Raw genomic sequence first — 26,790 nt, forward strand, 5'->3', positions numbered from 1 at the left:
CTGGGCGCCCCCAACTAGGCTTTCAAGAAAAACAGCACCGCCATCACCAAACCCGTCAGCACAATGCCGGCACGCAACCACTGCGGCGCAATCTTGCGCGCCACCCGGGCGCCCAGGTAGCCGCCCAAGGTGGCAGCGACCATCATCAGCAAGGCGGGCTGCCACTGCACGACGCCGCCAGCGGCATAGATGGCGACGGCAATGGCGGTCAGCAGTGCGGAGACCAGGTTCTTGGTGCCATTCATCGCATGCAGGTTGGTCTGGCCCAGCAAGCCCAGCAGTGCGAGCAGCAAGATGCCCAGGCCGCCATTGAAGTAGCCGCCATAAACAGAAACCGCCAGCATGCCCAGCGCGGCCTTGCCGCGTGAGGGCGTGGCGCCGTGCTGCGCGCCCATGGCCCACTGGCGCAGCTGCGGGCCAAAGGCAAACATGGCAGTCGCTGCCAGCAGCAGCCAGGGCACGATCTTGCGGAAGGCCGCCTCGGGCGTGACCAGCAGCAGGGCAGCCCCCGCTGCGCCGCCGACGAGCGCGAGCAGCATCACCGCCTTCATCGACAGGCCGGGCGGGGCCTGCATATCGTCCTTGAAACCCCAGGCGCCAGCCGCATAGCCCGGCAGCAGCGCGACCGTGCCGGTGGCATTGGCAACGACCGGCGGCACACCGGTAAACACCAGCGCAGGCAGGGTCAGAAAGCTGCCGCCTCCGGCGACGGCATTGAGCGCGCCGGCCACCAGGGCAGCGGCCAGCAAGATGGCGGTGTCGAGCATGTCTCCTCCTGTTATGCGCCGGCGGTTGCGGGGTGCCGCAGCCAGCACGGCCTTTATGAGAAGGATTCTAGGTAGTAATGGCGCAAAGAAGCGGCTCGATTAGTCGCTCAAAAGTCATCATTGCCTTGAGGCGGGCGCGCCCAATGGGCGGGCTGCGGGCCCCGTGCCTTACTTCTGGTATGGGTCGGCAAAGCCCAGCTCTTGCAGGATGGCCGTCTCGTAGGCTTCCATCTCCTGGGCATCCTGCTCGCTGGTTTCATGGTCCCAGCCCTGGGCGTGCAAAGTGCCATGCACCAGCAGGTGGGCATAGTGCTCCTGCAGCGACTTGTTCTGCTCCTGGGCTTCACGCGCCACCACGGGCGCGCACAGCACCAGGTCGGCCAGCACGGTGGGCTCCTGCTGGTAGTCAAAGGTCAGCACATTGGTGGCGTAGTCCTTGTGCCGGTACTCGCGGTTGAGTGCCTGGCCTTCTTCGGTATCGACAATGCGCACGGTGATTTCGGCGTCATCGGCCAGCGCGTGGCGAATCCAGCGCGTCACCTGGCTGCGGGGCAGGGCGGCACGGTGCTCGGCCACGCCGTCAAAACGGGCAAATTGCAGCGAGAGCGTGAGTTGGTTCAATGCCATATGGTTTTTATCGGCGGGGTGGCACAGGTGGGGGTGTGCGGGCGGGGCTCAGTCTTCGCGCGCGGGGCGGCGCTGCTTGTCGTAAGCGTCAACAATGCGCGCCACCAGCGGGTGGCGCACCACATCGGCGCTGGTAAAGCGGTTGACCGCAATGCCCTTGACGCGCTTGAGCACGCGCTCGGCGTCGATCAGGCCGCTCAGCTGGCCCTTGGGCAGGTCGATCTGGCTCACGTCGCCGGTCACCACGGCCTTGGCGCCAAAACCGATGCGGGTGAGGAACATCTTCATCTGCTCAGGCGTGGTGTTCTGGGCTTCGTCGAGGATGATGAAGGCGTTGTTGAGCGTGCGGCCGCGCATGAAGGCCAGTGGCGCGATCTCGATGGCATTGCGCTCAAAGGCCTTTTGCACCTTGTCGTAGCCCATCAGGTCGTAGAGTGCGTCGTAGAGCGGGCGCAGATAGGGGTCGACCTTTTGCGACAGATCGCCGGGCAGAAAGCCCAGGCGTTCGCCGGCTTCGACCGCCGGGCGGGTCAGCACAATGCGCTGCACCTGGCTGCGCTCGAGCGCATCGACGGCGCAGGCCACGGCCAGGTAGGTCTTGCCGGTGCCGGCCGGGCCAATGCCAAAGGTGATGTCGTGCGCGGCGATGTTCTCCAGGTAGCCGGCCTGGTTGGGCGTGCGCGCGCGCAGGTCGGCGCGGCGCGTGTTCAGCACGATGGCGTCCTCGGGCGCGGCCATCAGCTCGCTGTCGCCGGCCATCATCAGCTGGATCTGGTCTTCGCTGATGGGCGTATCGGCCATCTCGTACAGCGCCTCGAGCAGCTCCAGCGCGTCGTTGGCCACGGCCTTGGGGCCGTCGATCTTGAACTGTTCGTGGCGGTGGGCAATCTTGACGCCCAGATGGTTCTCGATCTGGCGCAGATGCGCGTCGGCCGGTCCGCACAAATTGGCAATGCGGTTGTTGTTGTGGGGCGTAAAGGTGTGGCGCAGGATCACGCGGTAAATTCCAGTGAAAAATTCAGTATGCTTGCAGGCGGCAAGCGACGCACACAGGGCGGCCGCACACAAGCTACAAGGAAAGATACAAATGATAGGCCGATTGAGCGGAACCCTGGTGGAAAAGAACCCACCCGAAGTACTGGTGGATTGCTATGGTGTGGGCTATGAGGTGCAGGTGCCCATGAGCACCTTCTACAACCTGCCTGCCGTGGGCGACACCATCACGCTGCTGACGCAGTTTATCGTGCGGGAGGATGCGCAGCTGCTGTACGGGTTTGGCACGGCCGAAGAGCGCCAGACTTTCCGCGAGCTGATCAAGATCACCGGCGTGGGCCCGCGTACGGCGCTGTCCATCCTGAGCGGCATGGGCGTGAGCGATCTGGCGCAGGCCGTGTCCTTGCAGGAGGCAGGGCGCCTGGTGAAGGTGCCGGGCATCGGCAAGAAGACCGCCGAGCGCCTGCTGCTGGAGCTCAAAGGCAAGCTGGGCGCAGACATGGGTGCCAGAACCGCTGCCACCAGCGATGCCCAGGTCGACATTTTGCAAGCGCTGGTGGCCCTGGGTTACAGCGACAAGGACGCAGCTGCCGCTCTGAAACTGTTACCTGCCGACATCAGCGTAACCGACGGTATCAAGCAGGCGCTGAAAGCGCTGGCAAAATAGCCCGCGCAGAGGCGGCCGGGCAGCAGCCCGACCGGGTATCACCATCTATACCAACCAACACGGAGTGGACGAATCCATGAAATATCCCAAGTATGCAGTGCCCGGTCTGTTGTGGACCACCGGCGTGGCTGCGGCCCTGGCTTTGGCGGGCTGCGGCGGCGGCTCAGGTTCCGACGACGACAACGGCAATGTGACCCAGCCCACGGCCTATGTGCTGGACTCGGTCGTGCTGCCCGCCTCGGCCATCAAATCGGCCGCAGTGGCGCCTGTGTCCTTGGGCGCTGCGGTGCAGACCCGCTTTGTCGTGCTGCCCGAGCTGGAGGCGGAAAAGACCGTGGACAGCGACAACAGCCCGGCCCAGCAGATTGGCACGCAGCGCGCGGTGGCGGCCACCAGCACGGTGGGGCAGACGCAGGCGGCGCTGCAGTGGAGCACGCTGGCCAATGGCCAGCAGGTCGCGGCCATCAACATCCAATCGACCGGCGCCTATGGCTTGCGTGCTGGCGTGCTGGTGGACAGCCTGCCCGATGGCGCGCAGCTACGCGTCTACAGCCAGGAGCACCCCAATGCGATCGTCGAGCGCAGCGGTGCTGAGGTGAATGCGCTGCTGGCGCAAAACCGCAAGGCGGGTGAGACCGGTGCGGCCGCCAACACCTGGTGGACGCCCGATGTAGGCGCAGGCGACACCACGCTCGAAGTGGTGCTGCCAGCCGGCACCGGCGCCGATGCCCTGCGCATCTCGATCCCTGTGGTCTCGCACATCTACCAGAACCTGTCGCTGCCCACCGAGGTCGAGCTGGCAGACGCGGCCAAGGCCGACACTTCGGCTTCCTGCAACCTGGATGCCACCTGCACCAACAACTACCAAACCGAGCGCAATGCGGTGGCGCGCATGGTGTTCACCCGCTCGGACGGCAAGTCCTACCTGTGTACCGGCACCTTGCTGAACAACACCAAGGGTGACTTTGCACCGTACTTCCTGACGGGCAACCACTGCATCTCGACCCAGTCCTCGGCCTCGTCGATGCAGACGTCCTGGTTCTACCGCTCGAGCAGCTGCAACTCCGGCGTACCTGGCGCCAATGCTGCACTGCGCAGTGCCGGCGCGACCTTGCTCTACGCCACCAGCAACACCGATTCGGCGCTGCTCAAGCTCAACGAAATGCCTCCTGTGGGCGTGACCTTGGCAGGCTGGGATGCGCGCACCGCCGGCCAAGTGGGCGATGCGGTCTATGGCCTGCACCACCCTGGCGGCAACCTGCTCAAGTACAGCGTGGGCGCGGTCGTGGGCTATATGAACTGCACCGCAGGCAGTGGCACTTCCATCACCTGCAGCACCGGTGACTCGAACAGCGGCTTCTACAGCGTGCGTTGGAGCCAAGGCACGACCGAAGGCGGCAGCAGCGGCTCGTCGCTGTTCCGCAATGGCCGCGTGGTCGGCAACCTCTACGGCGGCGGCGCCAGCTGCCTGGCGCCCAATGCGTCCGACTACTACGGCCGTTTTGACAAGGTGTTCAGCGACCGCATCTGGAGCTGGCTGGCCAGCTGACCTGTGCACCGCTGATTGCGGCTTTTGTGCCGCAGTCCTTCCAGCGCTGACAAACCTGCCCGTCAAACGGCAGGTTTTTTTACGTCTGGGGGAGTGGGTTCCGGCCACCGCCCTGCTGCAGTGCTGGGTCATCGCTCTGATACCGGAAAGTGTCCCGATGTCTGGAATTCATAAATACCAACGCAGGTTCACTTTGTATTCTCGGTATGCGATGTTCTGCTGAGGAAACCTGAGCTGCTGCACGATAGCGGATTTGTAAATTGCCGGCTTTTATAAAAGGATTTTAATAACACCACTCACTTTGTCAGAAAGCGAGTAAATATAGGCATTCTTTGGCTTGCTGTGCAAAATGAATGGGGTCTGGATTTTATTAATATCTAATGAAAGAAATAATAAATAAAATTAGTGGATGAGTTTCTTTTTGTGGGCATCTGGCGTAGAGGGTGTGGGAGAGATTCATCGCATTCTCGATGTTACCGGTCGATATGTGCTTTACTTTTGCAGGTGGCTGCTCACTTGATTATCTTCAAAATAAAAATGCAAACCGCAATTTGGTGATTTGCAGGCTTTTAAATAGCATTTTGACTTGGAGTGAATCCATCATGAGATACCTAAAATATGCAGTGTTCGGTCTGTTATGGACCACCGGCATGGTAGTGGCCCAGCCTACGACCTATATCCTGGACCCGGTGGTATTGCCGGAGTCAGCCACCAAATCTTCCCCTCTGGTGCCCGTGCCTTTAGGCACTCGGGTGCAAACACATTTTGTGGTGCTGCCCGAGCTGGAAATGCAACAGTCTTTGGCTGCCGAGGAGACGAGTGGCCCGGCGCTGCAGATTGGCGCCGCGCGGGCCGTGGATGCCACCGCATCGGTGGCGCAAACCCAGTTGGCCATGCAGTGGACGGCGCTGCCCAGTGGGCAGCAGGTGGCCGCCATCAATATCCAGGCGACGGGTGCCTATGGCCTGCGTGCCGGTGTGCTGGTGGAGCGCCTGCCCGATGATGCGCTGCTGCGTATCTACAGCCAGGAGCATCCCGATGCGATCGTCGAGCGCAGTGGCGCGCAGATCAATGCAGTGCTGGCGCAGAACCAGGGCGCAGGAGAGAGCGGCGCGCCTGCCAGCACCTGGTGGACGCCCGATGTGGGTGCGGGTGACACCACCGTCGAAGTCGTGCTGCCCGCAGGGATGCCTGCGGAGGCATTGCGGATCTCGATCCCCCTGGTTTCGCACATCTTCTACAACCTGTCCTTGCCCCCCGATGTGGAAGCGGCCACCGTGGAAGCGGCCACCGTGGAAGCGGCCGCCGTGGGAGCGGCTGACATGGACCTGGCAGGAACTACCCAAGCCAATCCGCTGGAGAGTTGCCGCATGGATGTGTCCTGCACCAGCAACTACCAGAGCGAGCGCAATGCCGTGGCCCAAATGGTCTACACCCGGGAGAACGGCCAGTCCTACCTGTGCACCGGCACCTTGCTGAACAACCCCAAGGCGGATTTTGTGCCTTACTTTCTGACGGCCAACCACTGTATCTCTACCCAATCGGTAGCCTCGACGCTGCAGACCCGCTGGTTCTACCACGCCAGCAGTTGCAATTCCGGCGTGCCGAGTGCCCAAAGCGCCCGGCGCAGTGCAGGTGCCACCTTGCTGCACGCCACGGCCACCACGGACTCCGCATTGCTCCGGCTCAATGACATGCCTCCGGCGGGGGTGAGCTATGCAGGCTGGGATGCCAGCAACCTGGCCCCGAAGGGCCAGGCCATCTACGGCCTGCACCATCCCGGTGGCGACCTGCTCAAGTACAGCGTGGGCGCCGTAGCGAACCATGCCCGCTGCCAGTCCACCGGCAGCTCCACCTTCAGCTGCAGCGGGGGAGATGCGAACGGTGGCTTCTACAGCGTCAGCTGGAGCCAGGGGAGGACCGAGGGCGGCAGCAGCGGATCGGCGCTGTTCAGCGATGGCCGGGTCATTGGCACCTTGTATGGCGGCTCCAGCCGCTGCCAGGCGCCACGGGGCCTGAGCTACTACGGCCGCTTTGACAAGTTTTTTGCAGACGGTGCCTCGCACTGGCTGGGCAACTGATCGCTCACAGCCGGATCGGCAGCCGCACAGCCGCCGCCCTCGCAGGGCCTGTTCGCAGGCCCTTTTCTTTGCCCAGTTAACCAATGTTTTGTATTTGTACTAGTCGATAAGCTTGCTTGATGTGAGTGCTTGCTCTAGATTGCCTGTATCCGGTCAGTAGTTTGTGTTGATCGGCGGCGCTTTTCTTGTTGCAACCGCGAGGAGTCCATCATGTCTTGTCGCACTGTGTCCAGCTGGAGTTCGGCGCTTGGTGGTGATGGGCTGCGTTGGGTCACCACGCTCATCGTGGCTGGCAGCTGTGGTTGGGCCCAGGCCAGTTGGCAGGTCGATGCACGCAGGATGCCGGCCAGCCCCAGCACTGTGGAGGCCAAGGATGCGGTAGGGCTCTCGGCGATGGCTGTTGTGCCCATCGTGCTGCCGCCCTGGCAGGACAGCAAGGCACTGGCCCCCGATGAGGGCGGCGTCCGCCAGATTGGCGTAGCGCGCGCTTTGGAGGCCATGGACACTGCCGACAAAGTGGCCCCTCTGTTGCAATGGCAGACCCTGCCCTCGGGCCAGCAGGTGGCCGCCTTGCAATGGCGGGCGGACGATGCCTATGGACTGCGCCTGGGCCTGGAGTTTGCTGCCTTGCCGCCGGTGGCGGTGTTCCGGCTCTATGCATCGCCTCAAGCCGCTGCCAGCTACGAAGTGACCGGTGCTGCACTGCTTGAGCGCCTGGCTGCCGATGCGCAGACGGGCCAGCGCACCTGGTGGACGCCCGATGTGGGGCCCACGCCCGTGCTGGAGATCCTGCTGCCCGCAGCGCTGGCGACCAGCAGTCTGCAATGGTCCATGCCCCAGCTCTCGCAGATCGTCGTGCCGCCCAGTGTGGCGGAGCCCATGAAGGCGGCGGACATGGCTGCATTGTCTGAAAAGCGCCGTTATAACGCTTGCCAGCTGGATGTGAATTGTCAGCAGACCTTGCTGGACCAGCGTGATGCCGTCATTCGCATGTTCTATGTGAGCCAGGGCCGCACTTTCCAGTGCACCGGAACCCTCCTCAATAACCCTAGCCAGGATCTCACCCCCTATGTGTTGACGGCTGCGCATTGTGTGAAAGACCAAGCGACGGCATCGACGTTGCAAACGTCCTGGTTTTACTACTCGCAGTATTGCGACAGCGCGCAACTGTATGCCGGCCATGCGGAGCGCTTCAGTGCGGCGCGCTGGCTGGCAACGAGCATGGTGACTGATATGACGCTGCTGCTGCTGGATGAGGCGCCTCCGCCGGGAGCCTTGTTTGCAGGCTGGGATGCGGGCGCACTGCCTCCGGGCGGGGCGGTGGCCGGTCTGCACCATCCGCACGGGGACCTGATGATGCTCGCCTCTGGCGTGTTGGAAGATCGCACAGCCTGCTCGGTCGATGCCAGCAGCCGCGCCTTGGATTGTGCGTCGCAAACGCAATCTGATGGTGGTTTTTACCGGGTCATCTGGAGCCTAGGAGGGATCGAAGGAGGCTCCAGCGGATCGGCATTGTTTTTCAGGGGGCGTGTCGCCGGGACCTTGACCGGGGGAGACCAGTGGTGTGCCGCCAATGATGGCCGCGTCGTCTATGGCCGGCTGGACCAAGCCATCGCCAGCTTTGCGGCTTGGCTGGGGGCCGACAAGGCGATGAACAGCGATATGCACATGCCCGTCTACCGCTTCCTGGTGCTGCGCTCGGGCGGGGAGTTCTATACCCTATCAGCCCCTGAGCGTGACCATGTGATCGCGAGCTTCCCCAACGACCTGGTCTTTGACGGCATTGCATTCTATGCCGCAGGCCGCGCACATGCCCGCCTGGTGCCCGTCCACCGCTATTTCAACCCCGAGGTCGTCGCCCATTTCTACACGGCCAGCGATGCCGAGCGGCAGTTTGTGCAGACCTACCACCCCAGCTGGAACTACGACGGCATTGCCTGGTGGTCGCCCGCGCAGCCCGGTGACGGGGTGGGCGCCGTCTACCGCGCCTACCAGTATGTGCCGGGGGTGCACCACTACAGCCTGCAAGTCCAGGCGCGCGATGCCTGGCTGGCCAATGCGGGGCTTTTGTATGACGGACTGGCTTATTATGTGTGGGATGCGCCTTAGAGATCCCCGGGATGCGCTGCACACCTCCCTGGCCATGCCTGCACTGATCCATGACTATCCATACCGATTCCTTCGCCGCTGCGCCAGTCCCCCGTCCTGACAACCGCGTGATTTCCGCCAGCCAGTCCTCGCCACAGGAGGAGGTGCTCGAGCGCGCGCTGCGCCCCAAGCAGCTCCAGGAGTATGTGGGCCAGGTCAAGGCGCGCGAGCAGCTGGAGATCTTCATTGGCGCGGCCAAAAAGCGCAGCGAGGCTCTGGACCATGTGCTGCTGTTTGGTCCCCCCGGGCTGGGCAAAACGACGCTCTCGCACATCATCGCCTCGGAGTTGGGCGTGAATCTGCGCCAGACCAGCGGTCCGGTGCTGGAAAAGCCCAAGGACCTGGCGGCACTGCTGACCAATCTGGAGCGCAACGATGTGCTCTTCATCGACGAGATCCACCGCCTCTCGCCGGTGGTCGAGGAAATCCTCTACCCGGCGCTGGAGGACTACCAAATCGACATCATGATCGGCGAGGGCCCGGCGGCAAGGTCCATCAAGCTGGATTTGCAGCCCTTCACGCTGGTGGGGGCCACCACGCGCGCGGGCATGCTCACCAACCCGCTGCGCGACCGCTTTGGCATCGTCGCGCGCCTGGAGTTCTACACGACCGAAGAGCTGACCAAGATCGTGATGCGCAGTGCAGGTCTGCTGAACACGCCCATCGATGATGAAGGCGGGCTGGAGATTGCACGCCGCTCACGCGGCACGCCCCGTATTGCCAACCGCCTGCTGCGCCGGGTGCGCGATTACGCCGATGTCAAAGGCAATGGCCGCATCACGCAGGAGATGGCCAGCCGCGCGCTGGCGATGCTGGATGTCGATCCCCTCGGCTTTGACATTATGGACCGCAAGCTGCTCGAGGCGGTGGTGCACCGTTTTGATGGCGGGCCGGTGGGGCTGGACAATATTGCCGCCAGCATTGGCGAGGAGCCCGGCACGATCGAGGATGTGATCGAGCCGTACCTGATCCAACAGGGATTTTTGCAGCGCACGCCACGCGGCCGGATGGCCACCCAGGCGGCCTACCGCCACTTGGGCCTGGTGGGCGGCGGGCCTGGGCAGGCGGCATTGGTGTAAAACGTAAAGCCCCATCGCTGGGGCTTGAGAGTTTGGTGCCAGACAGGTGCGCGTGGCCCCCCGCTTGGCTCCCATTCAAGCGGCCTTGGCGGCGCGCTTGGTGGGCGGCGATTCGTTGCCCATGTTCTCGCACAGGTAGTCCCAGCATTCCTGCACGATGGCGCGGCGGCTGCCATTGGCCGCGCGCGTCATCAGGCAGATGCGGCGCGACAGCAACGGGCCTTTGAGCGGCACGGTCACCCAGTCATCGCTGTGGTGGCCCTGTGTGTACAGGCGCGAGAGCAGACCGATGCGCAGGCCGCTTTGCACCAGCGCGTAGAGCGATTCGGTATAGCTCAGCGTCTCGGTGTGGCTGGTGCCCACGCCTTGCTGCTCCAGCACCGAGACAATCATCTCGTAGGTGCTGCCGCGCGAGAGCACGACCAGCGGTTCATCGCTGAGGTCCGACCATCGCAGATCGGTCTTTTGTGCCAGGCGGTGCTTGGCGGGGATGACGGCCATGACCTCGTCCTCGGTCACGAACTGCGTCTCCACCGACGGGGGCACGGTGAACTCCAGGCCCAGGCCGATGTCCGAGCTGCCGTTGGCCACCGAGGCCAGCAGGTCGTCATTGCGCATGTCGTGCAGCTGCAGGTCCACCATCGGGTGGGACTGCTGCCAGAGGGCGAGCCACGGCGCCAGCAGGTGGGTGGTGGAGGGGATGCAGCTGATGCGCACGGTGTCGGCCTGGTATTTGAGCAACTGCTGCAGATCCTGCACGCCTTGCACAAAGTTGTTGATCATCCATTCCACCTGCGGACGCACGGCTTCGCCGGCCGATGTCAGGCGGACATGGTGCGTGCTGCGGTCAAACAAGGCGGTGCCCAGCAGCGTCTCCAGCTCACGGATGGCCGAAGACAGTGCGGGCTGGCTCATGGACAGCGCCTGCGCGGCACGGCTGAAGCTGCGGTGCGTGGCCACTTCCTTGAAGCAGCTGAGCTGGCGCAGCGACGGCGTCGGCAGGGGTTTTCGGGTCAGCTCGGCGTCTGGCATATAACGGTCAATACCTTTTTAGTAATCAAACAGAGGAGTCATTGAACTCGTCTATAGATGGTCTCACTACTATCAATAATGATCAAGCAATTAGTGAATTCTAAAAGTAATTAAATGTCACTTGATCACGAGGGGTCGGAGTGAACGCTGACATACCTTGGTATTTTATCGGCTCTATGAGGCATTGCGTTTCATTTGTTTGTGTCATCGCAGCGGGCCCAGGGCGACATTGGTGGGGCGGGCAGACGGGGACCTGCACGGCCCAGGCGGCGCCACGGGGCTGATGCAAAAAAGTCACAAAAAGTGGAGAGAACAGGCTGAACGAGGCTGACTACTGGAAGGATGGCCGCTGACCGCCGCTGTTAGATGGTTTCGTCCAGCCCGATGGTCTGCAGGTGGCTGGTGTCGCCCCAGCCCACCAGGGTCAGGCCGCTGTCCGGCGTCCACAGCAGGCGGTTGACGCTGGTATTGGCCAACTCCCAGGTGCGGGGGGCCTGGATGTCTTGGCGCGTGGCCAGGCGGTAGAGGCAGTCAAGCACGCCGCCATGGGCTACCAGCGCGATCTGCTGGCCCAGGTGGTTGGCGGCCAGTTCGGCCACCACTTGGGATACGCGCGCCTGCAGCGTCTGCAGTGACTCGCCCTGGGGCGGGGCAAAGACCGGGTCACGCTTGCGCCAGCGCAGGGCCGAGGGCGGGTCTGACACCTCGATGTCGGCAAAGCGGGAGCCTTCATAGTCGCCAAAGCTGCGCTCGCGCAAGGCACTGTGGGTGGCGAGCGGCGCGCCATTGGCCAGCGCCAGCGCCTGGGCGGTGCGCAGCGCGCGCTGCAGATCACTGCTGTAGATATGGGCCAGCGGGGTCTCGGCCAGCGCCTGGGCCAGTTGCCGGGCCTGACGCTCGCCGGTGGCGTTCAGCGGTATATCGGTATGTCCCTGGATGCGTGCGGCAAGATTCCAATCGGTCTCCCCGTGTCGAATGGCAATGATCTGGGTGCTGTGCATGCGTTCCTTGTTATTGGGGTTTGGCGGCGGGCGTAGCGGGACTGACAGTGGCAGGTGCAGCGGTTGCAGCTGGAGTGGATGCGGGCTGGGCAGCGGCGGGCGCACCGACCGTGGTGCTGACGCGGCGCGGGCCTTGCGGCGGCTTGGGAAAGCCGTTGAGTGCCGAGTCGAACAAGATGCGGTAGATCACCTGGTCATCGACCCAGACATCCTCGTAGCGGGCCGAGGTCTCATAGACCACCTGCTGGGTCTGGACATCGCGCAAGGTCAACTGCACGGCGCGGTAGTGCAGCGAGGGGCCGGTGTCGCGCCAGGCGATGCCACCGCGCCAGCCCCAACCCCAGCCGGGTCCCCAGCCCAAACCGCCATAGGGGTTATAGGGGCTGCCGGGCAGCAGCCAGCTGTCGGGAATGTAACGAGCTTGTACGTCGATCTGCGCGATCACGCTGCCCTGGCTATCGTCGCGGCGCAGACCCACACCGGCCAAGGATGCCTGGGCCTGTTGCACGACGGTATCAAATTGTGGACCCATTGCGACCTGGGAGGGGAGCAACTGCAGCCGGTAGGTGGGTGGCGCAGGTATTTGCTGCAAGGTGGAGTAGCTTTGCACATCGCTGTCGATGGTGCGCACGCCGGCGCAACCGGCCAGCCAGAGGCTGGCGCAGGCCAGCGCGGCCATGCCGGCGATGCGACGCCACTGGGGCATGCCAGGCAGGGCTGCCCGGTCAAAAGAACGATACATGGAGCCGTCTCCCGAAAAAAAAGCGCTGCGCCATAAGGACACAGCGCATGCGCTCAACGATAAACGCTTGGAGCGGCAGCGGCTGTCAGTCAGGGGCGACAAGCAGGGCTGCATGGCTCAAGCAAACGTGGATCAGCCCAATTGCACCACCTGCATGCCCGCGGGCAGCGAGGGGTTGCTGGGCAGGTCATCGTGGTCAAAGGCCTTGTCACCGTTTTCGTCGGCAATGCCGGTAGGCTTGGCGTTCTGGAAGTCGAACAGCTTGGGGTCAGCCAGGTGGGTGGGCACCACATGCTGCAGCGCGCGGAACATGTTGTTCACGCGGCCGGGGTGCTTGCGGTCCCACTCGCGCAGCATGTCACCAATCATCTGGCGCTGCAGGTTTTCCTGGCTGCCGCAGAGGTTGCAGGGGATGATGGGGAAGTCGCGGTACTGGGCCCAGCGCTCGGTGTCCTTCTCGGGCACATAGGCCAGCGGGCGGATTACCACATGCTTGCCGTCGTCACTGACCAGCTTCGGGGGCATGGCCTTCATGATGCCGCCGTGGAACATGTTGAGCATCAAGGTCTGCACGATGTCATCGCGGTGGTGGCCCAGCGCCACCTTGTTGCAGCCCAGCTGGTCGGCCACCTTGTACAAAATGGCGCGGCGCAGGCGCGAGCACAGACCGCAGGTGGTCTTGCCCTCGGGCACCACACGCTTGACGACGCTGTAGGTGTCCTGGTTCTCGATGTGGAAGTCGACCCCCACGCTTTGCAGGTACTCGGGCAGCACATGCTCGGGAAAGCCGGGCTGCTTCTGGTCCAGGTTCACGGCCACCAGGTCGAACTTGATGGGCGCGCGGGCGCGCAGCTTCATCAGGATGTCGAGCAGGGTGTAGCTGTCCTTGCCGCCGGACATGCAGACCATCACCTTGTCGCCGTCCTCGATCATGTTGTAGTCGCCAATGGCGCGCGCCACCTCACGGCACAGGCGCTTTTCCAGCTTGTGGTTCTCGCGCTGGATCTTCAGGCGCTTTTCGTTGGAGGCCGATGCCTGCGCATCGTCGCTGGCGTCGTCAAAGTCCCATCCGTTCGCGGCGGCGGGCTGGGGCTGGAGGAGTGCGGTATCGGTGGGGGCGTTCATAGGTTCACCATTGTCCGGTTTCGGTGCGGATTGCAACTTCGCAATCGTCAAAAATCTCTAGCTTGGCGATCTTCACGCGAACGCCACGCACATTGGGCAACTGCATCAGCCGCTGGGCGACCTTGCCGATCAGGGTCTCGAGCAGGTTGACGTGCTCTGCCGTGCATTCATCGATGATGATCTGGCGCACCTTGCGGTAATCCAGCACATGCATGATGTCGTCATCACTGGGCGCCAGGGGCTGCTGGCCCATGTTGATTTCCGCATCCACCAAGATGGGTTGCGGCGCAGTCTTCTCGTGGGCGAGGATGCCTAAATTGGCATCAAAACGCAGGCCCGTCAAGCTCAGGGTTTGCAACCCGGTGTCAAATGTCGTCATAAAAACAGCAAGGCAGCGAAGAATCGCTACATCATCGAAAAATCGCGGTCAAACCGCATCAGGTGCTGGCCGCCGTCCACCAGCAGGCTGGTGCCGGTGATGGAGCTGTTGTCCAGCGCAAAGCGCACCGTGGCGGCCACATCGTCTGCGGTGGACGAGCGCCCCAGCGGGCTCATGCGGTGCAGGGCCTCGAACTTCTCGTCGCTCAGGTAGTCGCTGGTCAGGGTCAAACCCGGCGCCACACCGACCACCCGCAGACGCGGCGCCAGCGCCTGGGCCAGCAAGGTGTTGGCCGCTTCCAGCGCCGCCTTGCTCAAGGTGTAGCTGACAAAGTCGGGGTTCATGTTCCACAGCTTCTGGTCGAGCAGGTTCACCACCACGCCCTGGGCCGGGTCGCCCCGCTGGCAGATATGCTGGTGCAGCAGCTGGGCCAGCACAATGGGCGCGGCCGTGTTGCTGCGCAGGTGGCGCTCCAGCGCGGCATAGCCAAAGTCGGCGGCGCCGTCGTGCTCGAACAGCGAGGCGCTGTTGACCACCGCATCGACCTGGCCGAAATGGGCCACCACCCGGGGCAGCAAACCGCGCACCGCAGCCTCGTCGTCGAAATCGGCGTCAAAATGGCCGCTCAGGCCCGACATCGCGGCGCACTCGGCGGCGGTCTGCGCGGCCTCGGCGGCCGAGCCCCGGTAGTGCACCGCCACCTGCCAGCCATGGCGGGCCAGCCCAAGCGCAATCACCCGGCCCAGGCGCTTGGCAGCGCCGGTGACCAGTACGGTGCGTGGGGTCGAAGAAGGCAGGGGCATGGCAAGCGCTCAGCAAGCGGCGACAATAGGGGGGTGAATACAGAACCCTCTAGTTTAACGACTGTGCTGGCCAAGCGCATGGCTGAGGCTATTGCCCAGGCCGGCGGTTGGATCCCGTTTGATGACTTCATGCGCATGGCGCTGTACGAGCCCGGCCTGGGCTACTACGCCAATGACCGCAGCAAGTTTGGCGTCATGCCCGAAGAGGGCAGCGACTTTGTCACCGCGCCCGAGCTCTCGCCGGTGTTTGGTGAACTGGTCGCCGCCCAGGTGCAGGATGCCTTTGCCCACACCCAGACCAGCGAGGTCTGGGAGTTTGGCGCCGGCACCGGCGCCCTGGCCGAGCAGCTGCTTTCCACCCTGGGCCCCGCCTGCACGCGCTACACGATTGTCGATGTCTCGGGCAGCCTGCGCCTGCGCCAGCAAGAGCGCCTGGCCCGCTTTGGCGACCAGGTGCAGTGGGCCGACAGCCTGCCCGCGCAGATGCAGGGGGTGGTCGTCGGCAACGAGGTGCTTGACGCCATGCCGGTCAAGCTTGTGCTGCGCCAGCAGGGTGTGTGGCAGGAGCGCGGCGTGGTGGTGGCCAGGGCCGATGGCGGCGACATCCGCTTTGGCTGGGCCGAGCGCCCGACCCCATTGCGCCCGCCGGTGGAGCCGGACCTACCGCTCGAGGCCGAGTACCTGACCGAGATCCACCCGCAGGGCGAAGCCTTTGTCGCGACGCTGGCCGACCGCATCACGCGCGGCGCGGTGCTGCTGATCGACTATGGCTTTGGCGAATCCGAGTACTACCACCCGCAGCGCCACATGGGCACCCTGGTCTGCCACCATCTGCACCAGGTCGACAGCGACCCACTGGTGCTGGTGGGGCTGAAAGACATCACCGCGCATGTGAACTTCACTGGCATTGCCGTGGCCGCGCAGGAAGCCGGCATGGATGTGCTGGGCTACACCAGCCAGGCCCATTTCCTGATCAACTGCGGCCTGGGTGCCAAGCTGGACCAGCTCGAAGTGATTGCCCGCAGCAAGGCGGCCAAGCTGATGATGGAGCATGAGATGGGCGAGTTTTTCAAGGCCATCCTGCTGAGCAAGGGCGTGGCTGTCTGGGAGCCAGCCGGCTTCGTACAGGGCGACCGCATGCACCGGCTGTAGGCTCCGTCGCGGGCGACAGATGCGCAGTGGGCACAAGGCGGGCGCAAGGGGTGCGCAGTGTGGCGTGGGCTGAACCGGCCCGGCTGGGCCGACAAAAGATGGCTGCCGGTGCCAAGCCCTGACACATGCCCGCCGCCCGGTGCGTCCGATCTGGTCGCGCCCGGCACGGGGCATGCAGGCTGGCTTGTGCTGCACCGACAGACTGCCATCATGGCTGCGCTGCATGACGGCCTGATGACAGCGCAACAACACAGCAGCGCCGTAGCGCCCTTCATCGGTTTGCGCATAAAGATACGCGTTTTCATTCGTTTTCTGATTGCAGCGCGCCTTCTACAGTGGGCCTATCACTGGTCCGCCAAGGAAAGCTGCCATGTCCGCGCTGTTCGATGTTCTGACTGCCCACCCGTTCTTCTTCCGCCGCCCGGTGCCCGACAGCGCCAGCCCGGTGGGCAGCGGCGCGGGCACCGCGCAGGCCTTCAGCCTGCGCCCCATCCAGCAGCCCGCTGGCGCCCAGACCCGCCTGGGAGTGGAGGTGGTAGGCCTGGACCTGTCCCGCCCGCTGGGCCCGGACGACTTTGCCCGGCTGCAGCAGGCGCACCAGGACCACAGCGTCGTGGTCTACCGCAACCAGCGCATCAGCCCGGCCGAGCAGATTGCCTTCAGCCGCCGCTTTGGGCCGCTGCAGCGCCATGTGCTGCGCAACTACCAGTTGCCGGGCCATGACGAGATCCTGATCGTCTCCAACATCATCGAAAACGGCCAGCCCGTGGGCTTGGGCGACGCCGGGGCCTACTGGCACTCCGACCTGTCCTACAAGCCCCAGCCTGCGATGGGGTCGCTGTTGCATGCGCAAGAGCTGCCCGAGGTCGGTGGTGACACCTTGTTTGCCGACCAGGTCGCGGCCTACGAGGCGCTGCCCTATACCCTCAAGCAGCAGCTGGTGGGCTTGCTGGCCGAACACAGCTATTTGCTCAAATATGAGGCACTGCGCGAGCGCAATGCCTTCCGCCCTGCGCTCACTGCTGCGCAGGTGGCCGAGGTCAAGCCCGCCGTACACCCGGTGGTGCGCACCGATCCGCAGACGGGCCGCAAGTCCTTGTTTGTCAGCGAGCATTTCACTACCCGCATCCTGGGCCTGCCCGAGGGCCGCTCGGCCGCGCTGCTGGCCGAGCTGTTTGCCCACAGCACCCAGCCGCAGTTTGTCTACCGCCACCACTGGCGTGACCGGGATATGGTGTTCTGGGACAACCGCGCGGTGCTGCACCTGGCCACCGGCGTGCCGGCCGGCCAGCGCCGCAAGCTCTACCGCACCACGATCGAAGGGGATGTGCCGGTATGAACGCCCCCTCCCAAACCTTGCGCGCGACCGGGCTGCCCGGCCCGCAACGCCACCAACCGCTGTTTCTGCTGTCGCTGCGCCTGGCCGCCGCCTGTTGTTGATCGCCAGCGCCCGCCATTGCGGCGGCGCTGCCCGCTCCTGACAACGGCGATTGACGCCCATCCCCAGTGCCTGCCCACCCGCTCTCACAGCGCGGTGGTGCTGCGCTGCGGCCCAACGATTCCAGCCATACCTCTTGACGCACTATGAACATCCGCAATCCTTGGGCGCTGCGCAGCCAGCCGCCCGGCAAACAGTCCACCACATCTTCCAGTCGTCCCGCTGCCGCCGCCCATGGCGCCAGCCTCGGCTCTGCCAGCAAGCATGCGGCAGCCGTGCTGGCCGCCACCGCTGCGCTCTGGGGCGTGGCTTTAGGCGGCGCGCAGGCGGCCGAAGGCCAGCTGCGCATTGCGCAGCAGTACGGCATCGTCTATCTGCTGCTCAATGTGGCGCAGGACCAGCAGTTCATCGAAAAGCAGGGCAAGGCCCAGGGGGTGGACATCAAGGTCAGCTACCTGCAGTTCTCCGGCGGCCCGGCGGTCAACGATGCGCTGCTCTCGGGCAATGTCGATATTGGCGGCGCCGGCGTTGCGCCGCTCTTTACGCTCTGGGACCGCACCAAGGGCAAGCAGAACGTCAAGGGCGTGGCGTCGCTGGGCAACTTTCCCTACTACCTGGTCAGCAACAACCCGCAGGTCAAGACGATTGCCGACTTCAGCGACAAGGACCGCATTGCCACGCCGGCCGTCGGCGTCTCGGTGCAGTCGCGCGTGCTGCAGTATGCCTCGGCCAAGCTCTGGGGCGAGCAGCACTACCAGCGGCTTGACAAGCTGCAGGTGGCCTTGCCGCACCCCGATGCGGCAGCGGCCATCATCAAGGGCGGCACCGAGATTACCGCGCACTTTGGCAACCCGCCGTTCCAGGAGGTGGAGCTGGCTGGCAACCCCAATGCGCGCATTGTGCTCAACAGCTATGAGGTGCTGGGTGGGCCGGCCTCGTCCACCGTGCTCTACGCCACCGAGAAGTTCCGCCAGGAAAGCCCCAAGACCTACCGGGCCTTCCTCGATGCGCTCGATGAATCGGCCCGCTTTGTGCAGGCCAACCCCGAGCAGGCGGCCGATATTTTTTTGAAGAGCGGTGGCGGCGGCAAGGTCGATCGCAACCTGATCCTGCAGATCATCAAGAACCCGCAGGTGCAGTTCACGATCCAGCCGCAGAACACCGTGGGCCTGGGCCAGTTCCTGCAGCGGGTGGGGGTGATCAAGACCAAGCCCGAATCGGTGCGCGACTATTTCTTTGACGACCCGCGCATCTCCGGGGGGAGCTGAGATGCGCTGGCCCCACGTTTTTGCGCAGGAGGGTGATGTTGCGCTGTCGCGCGGCAGTTGGCTGCGCAGCGCTGCCGAGCCCTATGCCAGCCTGGCCGAGGCCGAGCTGGCCGACCGCCTGGTCAGCCGTGCCCACCCCATCCCATCAGCGGCACCCAGCCAGACCTTGCACAGCCAGGCTGCGCAGGCGGGCGGCGCCTTGCTGGAAGTCGACCAGGTCAGCATCGACTATGTGACCGACGAGCGCGTGCTGCGTGCCACCCACCAGGTCAGCCTGCAGGTGCATGCGGCCGAGCGCTTTGTGCTGCTGGGGGCGTCTGGCTGCGGCAAATCAACCCTGCTCAAGGCCATGGCCGGTTTTGTGCCGGTCAGCGAAGGGGCGATCCGCCTGGCTGGCCAACCGGTCGAGGGCCCCGGGCCAGACCGGGTGATGGTGTTCCAGGAGTTTGACCAGCTGCCGCCTTGGAAGACGGTGCGTGAGAACGTGATGTTCCCGCTGCTGGCCTCGCGCCGCTGCAGCAAGGCCGAGGCGCGCGAGCGCGCCGACCTCTACCTGGACAAGGTGGGGCTGAGCCGCTTTGCCGATGTGCACCCGCACCAGCTATCAGGCGGCATGAAGCAGCGCGTGGCCATTGCCCGTGCGCTGGCCATGCACCCGCAGGTGCTGCTGATGGACGAGCCCTTTGCGGCCCTCGATGCGCTGACGCGCCGGCGCATGCAGGAAGAGCTGCTGGCGCTGTGGGACGAGCTGCGCTTCACGCTGGTCTTTGTCACCCATTCGATCGAGGAGGCGCTGGTCGTGGGCAGCCGCGTGGCCATTCTCTCGCCCCACCCCGGGCGCTTGCGGGCCGAGATCAACGCCCATGCCTTTGGCCTGGCGAGCGGCGGCAGCGCCGAGTTCGAGGCCGCGCACCAGCGCATCCACCGGCTACTGTTTGACGAAGACCGTGCTGGCGCGCCCACCGCCGCTAGCCTGGACAGCAGCGCAACCACTGGCTTGCGCCGCGTGGCCTGATACGAGAAACGAGACCCGCTATGGCATCCACCCCCCTGACGGCCTGGCCTGGCGCTGCCAAGGCCCTGCCACCGCTGCGGCCCGAGGCCGAATACTCGCTGCCCGATGCCCCGGCACACCTGGCGGTGCGCCGCTTGCCGCTGGCCAAACGCTTGCTCCAGCATCCGGCCTTGCGCAAGGCCATCATTCTGGTGGTGCTGGCCACCCTGTGGGAGCTGGCAGCGCGCTGGCAGAACAACGACCTGCTCCTGCCCACCTTCAGCCAGACGGCTGCGACCTTGCTGCGCGAGCTGGGCAATGGCGCGCTGCTGGGCAAGGCGGCGATATCGCTGGGCATCTTGCTGCAAGGCTATCTGCTGGGCGTGGCCGGGGCCTTGCTGCTGACGCTGCTGGCGGTATCGAGCCAGTGGGGGCGCGATGTGCTGACCACCTTGACCAGCATGTTCAACCCTCTGCCTGCAATTGCGCTGTTGCCCCTGGCCTTGCTGTGGCTGGGCCTGGGGCAGGCCAGTTTGCTGGCGGTGCTGGTGCATTCGGTGCTCTGGCCGCTGGCGCTGGCCACCTATGCCGGTTTTCAGGGCGTGCCCGAGACCTTGCGCATGGCCGGCCGCAACTACGGCCTGCGCGGCGCGCGCTATGTGCTGCAAATCCTGGTTCCTGCGGCGCTGCCGTCCATCCTGTCGGGCCTGAAGATTGGCTGGGCCTTTGCCTGGCGCACCCTGATTGCCGCCGAGCTGGTGTTTGGCGCCTCGTCGGGCAAGGGGGGCCTGGGCTGGTACATCTTCCAAAGCCGCAACGAGCTCTATACCGACCAGGTGTTTGCCGGGCTGGCCCTGGTGATCATCATTGGCCTCTTGGTCGAGAACCTGGGCTTTCACCCGTTGGAGAGGGTCACCGTCAAGCGCTGGGGTGTGCAGCGCTGACGCGGCTTGTGGGATGCGGCTGCTGTGGCCGCCCTCCAACAAACGGCCGCGCGCCGGCAGCGCTGGAAATGTAGGACATTGGCGATTGTTAAAGATTGCTGGATGTTGGGTATAGCATTTTTGCAATCATTTATTGCATACTGATAGGTTTTGCGATGCCTGATCGTGCCCATTGGGGGCCGGCGGGCTGCTGCGGCGCGCCTGTGACAGACGGGGCGTGCTCCCAACAGGGGTGTACCTATGACCAATTCTTCTTCAGATACTGCGGTGTCGCCCGAGGCCGACGCCGCGGCCCCGGAGCCGGCTGCGCAGGCGCCGCAGGCCAGCCAGCGCTCGACCATGTCGCTGCCGGTGGTGGTGCCTGCACTGCTGGTGCTCGGCGTCCTGCTGCTCGTGTGCGTGCTGGCGCCCGATGCCGCAGACCGCCTGTTCTCTGGCGCGCAGCGCTGGGTGGTGGCCAGTTTTGACTGGTTCTATGTGATGGCGCTGAGCGCCTTCTTGCTGTTTTTGGTGGTGCTGGCGGCCAGCCGCTATGGCGATATCCGCCTGGGGCCCGATGACGCCAAGCCCGAGTTCAGCTTTGTCTCCTGGTCATCGATGCTGTTTGCCGCCGGCATGGGCATTGGCCTGATGTACTTTGGCGTGGGCGAGCCGCTGCAGCATTTCCTCAACCCGGCCACACAGGAGCCGGGCACGCCCGCCGCCGCGCGCGAGGCGATGGAGGCCACGTTCTTCCACTGGGGCTTTCATGCCTGGGCGGTCTACGGCACCATGGGCCTGGTGCTGGCCTATTTCGGCTTTCGCTACAACCTGCCGCTGACGATGCGCTCGGGCCTGTATCCGCTGCTGCGCGAGCGCATCAACGGGCCCATTGGCCACGGCGTCGATGCGTTTGCGCTGGTGGGCACCATTGCCGGTATTGCCACCACCTTGGGCTATGGCGCGCGCCAGATCGCCGCCGGCATCCACACCTTGACCGGCTGGGAAACCGAGACCTCCGGGTTCCTGGTGGCCGTCATCGTCGTGGTGGTGACCCTGGCCAGCCTGTCTGCGCTGCTGGGCGTGGACAAGGGCGTGCGGCGACTGAGCGAATTCAACATGCTCCTGTCGGTGCTGCTGCTGAGCTTTGTCATCATCGCCGGCCCCACCGCGCATATCTTCAAGGCCTTGAGCGAGAACATCGGCAACTACCTGCAGGGCCTGGTGGGAATGTCGCTGCGCACCTTCGCCTATGCGCCGTCGCGCGAGGAGGGCTGGTTTGGTGGCTGGACGATTCTGTACTGGGCCTGGTGGGTGAGCTGGTCGCCCTTTGTCGGCCTGTTCATCGCGCGCATCTCGCGCGGCCGCACGGTGCGCGAGTTCGTCATCGGCGTGCTGCTGGTGCCCACCGCGTTCAACCTGCTGTGGATGACGGCCTTTGGCAACAGTGCGATCTGGACCGACAGCCATGTGGCCGCAGGCGCGCTGGCGCAGACCGCCACCAATGTGGACGCCTTGCTGTTCCGCTTCTTCGAGTACCTGCCCTGGGTCAAGCCCGTCTCGTGGCTGGCGGTGCTGCTGATTGGCGTGTTCTTCATCACCTCGGCGGACTCGGGCGCGCTGGTGGTCAACTCCATCGCTTCGCGTGGCAACCACGAGTCGCCCGTCTGGCAGCGCCTGTTCTGGTGCGTGCTGCTGGGTCTTACGTCCATCGTGCTGCTGCTCGCCGGCGGCCTGGGCGCCCTGCAGGCGGTGACCCTGGTGACCGCCTTGCCGGTGGCCTTCATCATGCTGGTGCTGTGCGTGGGGCTGTGGCGCGGCATGGTGGCCGACTTGGCCCATTACTCGCCCGACCTGGCGCCCGCCACCAACTTCTGGAGCGGCCAGCACTGGCGCAAGCGCCTCGAGCAGATCGTGCACCAGCCGCACAAGGACGATGTACAGCGCTTCCTCAGCACCACCGTGCTGCCTGCGATGAACGAGGTGGCTGCAGAAATGCAAAAGCGGGGCTTGCAGGCGCATGTGCAAGACAGCCTGGAGGGCGATGCCGACAGCGAAGCACGCCTGGTCGTGCCGGTCGAGCAGCTGCGCGACTTTGTCTACGGCGTGCGCGCCGTGCGCCGCACCATGCCCACGTTCACCGTGCGCGAGAGCGCCGGCAGCAACGCGCGCCGCTACATGTATGAGCCGGTGACTTTCTTCGAAGATGGGCGCTCGGGCTATGACGTGCAGTACTTGCGCAGCGAGGAGCTCATCGCCGACATCCTGCGCCAGTACGAGCGCTATCTGTCCCTCAGCGCAGACAAGCGAACGCAACTCTTGAACCGGGCACCAGGGCATACGGATCCGGTGTAAGTTTTTTGTGGCCACCTTCGGGTGGGTTTTTCTTTTTGTGTCTTGTCTGGTTATGCGCTGGGGGGGGAATGCTCTGGCGGTGCTGACTTTGGCTGGGGCGCTGGCAGTCTTCGTATTGGGGTGGCGATATGGGCGCGTAGGCTTTGTTGCGGGGGCTTGCCATACAGGCGTATTGTCTGCGCCCCCGACGCCGCGCCTACGCGCCCATCTCGCCATGGATGTTGGCGGTTCAGGCGCTGCGCTTGCTGCCTGATTGCTTGTTATGAACTGCGACGCGGTGGGTTCATTCCTCGCCCTGGCGTCTTTGACTTGGTTGGTAGCGTTGGCAGTCTTCGTACTGGGGTGGCGATATGGGCGCGTAGGCTTTGTTGCGGGGGCTTGCCATACAGGCGAATTGTCTGCGCCCCCGACGTCGCGCCTACGCGCCCATCTCGCCATTGGTGGTGGTGGTTCGGACGCTGCGCTCGCTGCATGGGTGGCTGTTTTGAACAGCCAGCGCGTTAGGTTCTTTGGGTGGTTCCTGCAATCGCCGACAATGGCGGCTTCTTTGCCGCCTTTGCTTTTTGCAGCCTCTGTCATGCCTTCTTGTCTGTTCACCAACGCCCATGTTTTTACCGGTCGCAGCGAGAGCGATTTCGCCTCGGCTTTTGTGGTGGAGGATGGCATGGTGCGCTGGGTGGGGCATGTGGGTGATGCGTCGCAGCCGGCGGCCGACCAGCAGGTGGATTTGCAGGGGCGCACAGTGGTGCCGGGCTTTATTGATGTGCATACGCATCCCACCTTTTTGTCGCAGATCGTCGATGCAGTGCCTTGCACGGTGCCGCTGGTTGAAGACATTCCGGGGCTGATTGCGGCGTTGAAGAGCCACCCCAAGGCGGGGCTGGGGCCCAACGACTGGATTGAGGGCTGGGGCTATGACGAGTCCAAGCTGAAGGAAGGGCGCACGCCCACGCGCCATGACCTGGATCTGGTATCGACCACGCAGCCGATCTATGTGGGCCGCTCCGACTGCCATTCGGGCATTTGCAACAGCCGCGCGCTGGCGCTGGCGGGCATTGGCAAGGATACGCCCGACCCCATCGGCGGCCACTTTGGCCGCGATGCCGATGGCTCGCCCAATGGCGTCTTGACCGAGCTGGCGGCCAACAGCGTGGTGCAGCGCGCCAAGGCGGTGCTGGACTACGCGCAGGCGGTGGGGAGCCTCGCGCGCACCTCGCAGCGCTTTAGCGAGCGCGGCATTGTCGCGGTGACCGACATGATGGCCTTCACCCAGCCCTTCCACCACCTCGATGTCTACCGCGATGCCGCCCAGGCCGGCTTCAAGCAGCAGGCAGCGCTGTATTTTTCCTGGGAGCCCTGCAAGGGCGACTTGTTGGCGGGGCTGCAGGCCGCGCAAAAGGAGGGCCGCATCAAGATTGCCGGCATCAAGTTGTTTGCCGATGGCTCCATCTCTGGCAAGACGGCCTGGTGCAGCTGCGCCTACAAGCACACGGGCAGCCTGTTTGGCATGTCCTTGCTCAGCAGCGCGGCGCTGGCGCAGGCCTATGCATGGTCAGTGGCCAATGGCGCGCAAATGGCGGTGCATGCGATGGGCGATGCGGCCCTGCAGCTGGTGATTGACTTCTTTGCCGATAAAAAGCCCTGGCTGCCTGCGGGCGTGCCTTCGGTGCGCTTGGAGCACGCCACCTTGCTCAAGCCCGCGCAGATTGCGCAGATGAATGCGATGCCGATGCAGTGGGGCGTGGCCACGCAGATCATCTTCATGTTTGCCGAGTACGAGGCGTATACCGAGAACCTGGTCGATTCCGAGTTTGACCAGTCCTACGCGCTCAAGACCTTTTATGACGAGATCGACCATGTGGCGCTGTCGTCCGACGCGCCGGCCACCACCTGGGCCGATCCGGACAATGTCTTTGTCTCCATCCAGGCTGCCGTGCAGCGCCGCGCCTACAACGGCGCCCCGATTGTGGACAGCCAGGCGCTGACGGTGCCCCAGGCCCTGCTGCTCTACACCGCACGCGCGGCCAGCCTGTCGCCGTTTGAGGGCCAACTGGGCCAGATCGCCCCCGGCTTTGAGGCCAGCTTTGCGGTGCTGGACCGCGATATCTTCACCGTGCCGGTTGCCGATATTGGCAGCCTGCGCGTGCAAGCCACCTGGATTGCCGGCGAGCAGGTCTACTGCGCCGCATGATGGCTTCGCGACCCATTCACCTGCCGGAGGCGCTGCGATGATCCGCTGGCTGATTGTCATTTTCCTCGCGCTGCTGCTGCTCAACGGCTTTGCCGCGCTGCTGCGCAAACTGGGGCTGGGGCGGCTGCCGGGGGATTTCGAGATTCGGCTGTTTGGCAGAACCCTGTGGCTGCCGATTGCGACGACCGTGGTGCTGAGCCTGCTGGCGGCCGGGATTGCGCGCTGGCTGTAAGCCCAGGGAGCGCCGACCACTGCTGCACCGCAGCATCTGTCATGGTTGTAAGCAAATCTCGGGGGTGGATAGACCCGCCGCCCCTGGAGCGCCTTGTCAGCTAAGGGAAAGCTTGTAAACAAATTGTCACCGTGCTTTCATACACTGGCGCGATGTCAAGCATTGAGTTACGGCAGGTTGCCAAATCCTGGGGCAGCACCACGGCGCTGCATGCGGTCGATCTGCAGATCGCGCCGGGCAGCTTTTGCGTGCTGCTGGGCCCCTCGGGCTGCGGCAAATCGACGACCCTGCGCATCATTGCAGGGCTGGAGACCGCCAGCGCCGGCCAGGTGCTGATTGGGGGGCGCGATGTGACGCAGCTGCCGCCAGCACAGCGCGGCATTGCGATGGTGTTCCAGAACTATGCGCTGTTTCCGCATCTGTCGGTGGCCGAGAACATCAGCTTTGGCCTGGCAGTGCGCAAGGTGCCCAAGGCCGAGGCCGACAAACGTTTGAAGGATGCAGCCGAGCTGCTGGGCCTGTCGCAGCTGCTGGAGCGCAAGCCAGGCCAGCTCTCGGGCGGCCAGCAGCAGCGCGTGGCGCTGGGCCGGGCGCTGGTAGCCCAGGCCCATGTCTGCCTGATGGATGAGCCGCTGTCGAACCTGGACGCGCAGCTGCGCCAGGAGATGCGAGCCGAGCTGCGCGAGCTGCAGCAGCGCCTGGGGCTCACGGTGGTCTATGTCACCCATGACCAGACCGAAGCGATGAGCATGGCCGACCAGGTGGTGCTGCTGCACCAGGGCCGGGTCGAGCAATGTGCGACCCCGCGCGAGATGTATGCGCGTCCGGCCAGCACCTTTGCGGCGCGCTTTATTGGCACACCGGCGATGAACTTGCTGCGGCTCAGCGAAGGCGCCATTGCCGGCAGCCAGGTGCAGCTACCGGTGCCAGCTGGCGCGGCATTGCTGGGTCTGCGACCCGAGGCGGTGCATTGCCTGGGGGCTGAGGGCGTGGATGCGCAAGTCATCGGCACGGAATACCTGGGCGCCGATATGGTGCTGCGCTGCGCGATTGGCAGCGAGCAGATCACCGTGCGCGCACCCGGCCAGCAGGCAGTGGCCGTGGGCCAGGCGCTGCGCCTGGCCTGGCGCGCGGAAGACATGCATTTCTTCGATGCCGATGGTCGGCGCATGGCCTGAAGCAAGCCCTTTTTCTTTGACTGAACTGTTTGTGCAGCGCCTGCAGGCAGGCGCATAACCCGAGGA

General features: G+C 64.4%; 23 protein-coding genes. 14 read left to right on the top strand and 9 right to left on the bottom strand.

All coding sequences use genetic code 11. The features are described 5' to 3' along the window. Positions 1-14: 14 nt before the first annotated feature. From F0Q04_RS05505 to F0Q04_RS05515, 3 genes are all read right to left on the bottom strand, one after another. The gene (locus F0Q04_RS05505) at positions 15-767 is read right to left on the bottom strand and encodes a sulfite exporter TauE/SafE family protein (RefSeq protein WP_116926679.1); all 753 of its coding nucleotides are present in this window, start codon (positions 765-767) and stop codon (positions 15-17) included. A gap of 168 nt (positions 768-935) precedes the next feature. Further along, positions 936-1,394, bottom strand: a complete 459-nt coding sequence (ybeY, locus tag F0Q04_RS05510) for an rRNA maturation RNase YbeY (RefSeq protein WP_116926678.1) — start codon at positions 1,392-1,394, stop codon at positions 936-938. 48 nt (positions 1,395-1,442) lie between these two features. After that, entirely contained in the window at positions 1,443-2,390 is a 948-nt protein-coding gene (locus F0Q04_RS05515) for a PhoH family protein (protein ID WP_116926677.1), read from the bottom strand. Positions 2,391-2,481: 91 nt separating this feature from the next. Here F0Q04_RS05515 and ruvA point away from each other — a divergent pair, with 91 nt between their 5' ends. The 5 genes from ruvA to ruvB all read left to right on the top strand — a co-directional run bounded on the left by ruvA (position 2,482) and on the right by ruvB (position 9,911). Then, the gene (gene ruvA / locus F0Q04_RS05520; protein WP_182344860.1) at positions 2,482-3,054 is read left to right on the top strand and encodes a Holliday junction branch migration protein RuvA; all 573 of its coding nucleotides are present in this window, start codon (positions 2,482-2,484) and stop codon (positions 3,052-3,054) included. A gap of 76 nt (positions 3,055-3,130) precedes the next feature. Next, positions 3,131-4,603: a trypsin-like serine peptidase gene (locus tag F0Q04_RS05525; RefSeq protein ID WP_182344862.1), complete on the top strand. Its 1,473-nt coding sequence runs from the start codon at positions 3,131-3,133 to the stop codon at positions 4,601-4,603. 602 nt (positions 4,604-5,205) lie between these two features. Beyond that, positions 5,206-6,684 (top strand): trypsin-like serine peptidase, encoded by a 1,479-nt coding sequence (locus tag F0Q04_RS05530; protein WP_182344863.1) that lies wholly within the window; start codon positions 5,206-5,208, stop codon positions 6,682-6,684. Between the two features lie 210 nt (positions 6,685-6,894). After that, entirely contained in the window at positions 6,895-8,793 is a 1,899-nt protein-coding gene (locus F0Q04_RS05535; protein ID WP_182344864.1) for a trypsin-like peptidase domain-containing protein, read from the top strand. 50 nt (positions 8,794-8,843) lie between these two features. After that, positions 8,844-9,911: a Holliday junction branch migration DNA helicase RuvB gene (gene ruvB, locus F0Q04_RS05540; RefSeq protein WP_116926672.1), complete on the top strand. Its 1,068-nt coding sequence runs from the start codon at positions 8,844-8,846 to the stop codon at positions 9,909-9,911. A 75-nt stretch (positions 9,912-9,986) separates the two neighbouring features. Here ruvB and F0Q04_RS05545 read toward each other — a convergent pair whose 3' ends face one another. From F0Q04_RS05545 to F0Q04_RS05570, 6 genes are all read right to left on the bottom strand, one after another. Continuing rightward, the gene (locus F0Q04_RS05545; RefSeq protein ID WP_116926671.1) at positions 9,987-10,943 is read right to left on the bottom strand and encodes a LysR family transcriptional regulator; all 957 of its coding nucleotides are present in this window, start codon (positions 10,941-10,943) and stop codon (positions 9,987-9,989) included. A gap of 362 nt (positions 10,944-11,305) precedes the next feature. Beyond that, entirely contained in the window at positions 11,306-11,944 is a 639-nt protein-coding gene (locus tag F0Q04_RS05550; protein WP_116926670.1) for a histidine phosphatase family protein, read from the bottom strand. 10 nt (positions 11,945-11,954) lie between these two features. After that, positions 11,955-12,686 carry a hypothetical protein gene (locus F0Q04_RS05555; RefSeq protein ID WP_420093975.1) on the bottom strand — a complete coding sequence of 244 codons (732 nt, stop codon included), beginning with the start codon at positions 12,684-12,686 and terminating at the stop codon, positions 11,955-11,957. 132 nt (positions 12,687-12,818) lie between these two features. Continuing rightward, positions 12,819-13,811 (bottom strand): tRNA 2-thiocytidine(32) synthetase TtcA, encoded by a 993-nt coding sequence (gene ttcA / locus F0Q04_RS05560; RefSeq protein ID WP_116926668.1) that lies wholly within the window; start codon positions 13,809-13,811, stop codon positions 12,819-12,821. A gap of 4 nt (positions 13,812-13,815) precedes the next feature. Next, positions 13,816-14,190: a dihydroneopterin aldolase gene (locus F0Q04_RS05565; RefSeq protein ID WP_116926667.1), complete on the bottom strand. Its 375-nt coding sequence runs from the start codon at positions 14,188-14,190 to the stop codon at positions 13,816-13,818. Positions 14,191-14,216: 26 nt separating this feature from the next. After that, on the bottom strand, positions 14,217-14,993 hold the full coding sequence (locus tag F0Q04_RS05570; RefSeq protein ID WP_182344865.1) for an SDR family oxidoreductase: 777 nt from the start codon (positions 14,991-14,993) through the stop codon (positions 14,217-14,219). 78 nt (positions 14,994-15,071) lie between these two features. Here F0Q04_RS05570 and F0Q04_RS05575 point away from each other — a divergent pair, with 78 nt between their 5' ends. The 9 genes from F0Q04_RS05575 (at position 15,072) to F0Q04_RS05615 (ending at position 26,724) form a co-directional block, all read left to right on the top strand. After that, on the top strand, positions 15,072-16,145 hold the full coding sequence (locus F0Q04_RS05575) for a class I SAM-dependent methyltransferase (protein WP_232539515.1): 1,074 nt from the start codon (positions 15,072-15,074) through the stop codon (positions 16,143-16,145). Positions 16,146-16,515: 370 nt separating this feature from the next. Further along, entirely contained in the window at positions 16,516-17,484 is a 969-nt protein-coding gene (locus tag F0Q04_RS05580) for a TauD/TfdA dioxygenase family protein (protein ID WP_116926666.1), read from the top strand. Positions 17,485-17,729: 245 nt separating this feature from the next. Next, positions 17,730-18,851: an ABC transporter substrate-binding protein gene (locus F0Q04_RS05585; RefSeq protein ID WP_182344867.1), complete on the top strand. Its 1,122-nt coding sequence runs from the start codon at positions 17,730-17,732 to the stop codon at positions 18,849-18,851. A 1-nt stretch (position 18,852) separates the two neighbouring features. Beyond that, positions 18,853-19,866: an ABC transporter ATP-binding protein gene (locus F0Q04_RS05590; RefSeq protein WP_232539516.1), complete on the top strand. Its 1,014-nt coding sequence runs from the start codon at positions 18,853-18,855 to the stop codon at positions 19,864-19,866. Between the two features lie 20 nt (positions 19,867-19,886). Next, positions 19,887-20,789, top strand: a complete 903-nt coding sequence (locus F0Q04_RS05595; protein WP_182344868.1) for an ABC transporter permease — start codon at positions 19,887-19,889, stop codon at positions 20,787-20,789. A gap of 240 nt (positions 20,790-21,029) precedes the next feature. After that, positions 21,030-23,123, top strand: coding sequence for a BCCT family transporter (locus tag F0Q04_RS05600; RefSeq protein WP_182344869.1), 2,094 nt, complete (start codon positions 21,030-21,032; stop codon positions 23,121-23,123). A gap of 577 nt (positions 23,124-23,700) precedes the next feature. Beyond that, complete coding sequence (locus F0Q04_RS05605) at positions 23,701-25,314, top strand: amidohydrolase (RefSeq protein ID WP_182344870.1); 1,614 nt, start codon at positions 23,701-23,703, stop codon at positions 25,312-25,314. Between the two features lie 37 nt (positions 25,315-25,351). After that, positions 25,352-25,546: a DUF2905 family protein gene (locus F0Q04_RS05610; protein ID WP_021028510.1), complete on the top strand. Its 195-nt coding sequence runs from the start codon at positions 25,352-25,354 to the stop codon at positions 25,544-25,546. 152 nt (positions 25,547-25,698) lie between these two features. After that, positions 25,699-26,724, top strand: coding sequence for an ABC transporter ATP-binding protein (locus F0Q04_RS05615; protein WP_182344871.1), 1,026 nt, complete (start codon positions 25,699-25,701; stop codon positions 26,722-26,724). Positions 26,725-26,790: the final 66 nt, after the last annotated feature.

It is taken from the genome of Comamonas koreensis, from assembly GCF_014076495.1.
GTDB classification, from domain to species: Bacteria; Pseudomonadota; Gammaproteobacteria; order Burkholderiales; family Burkholderiaceae_C; genus Comamonas; species Comamonas squillarum.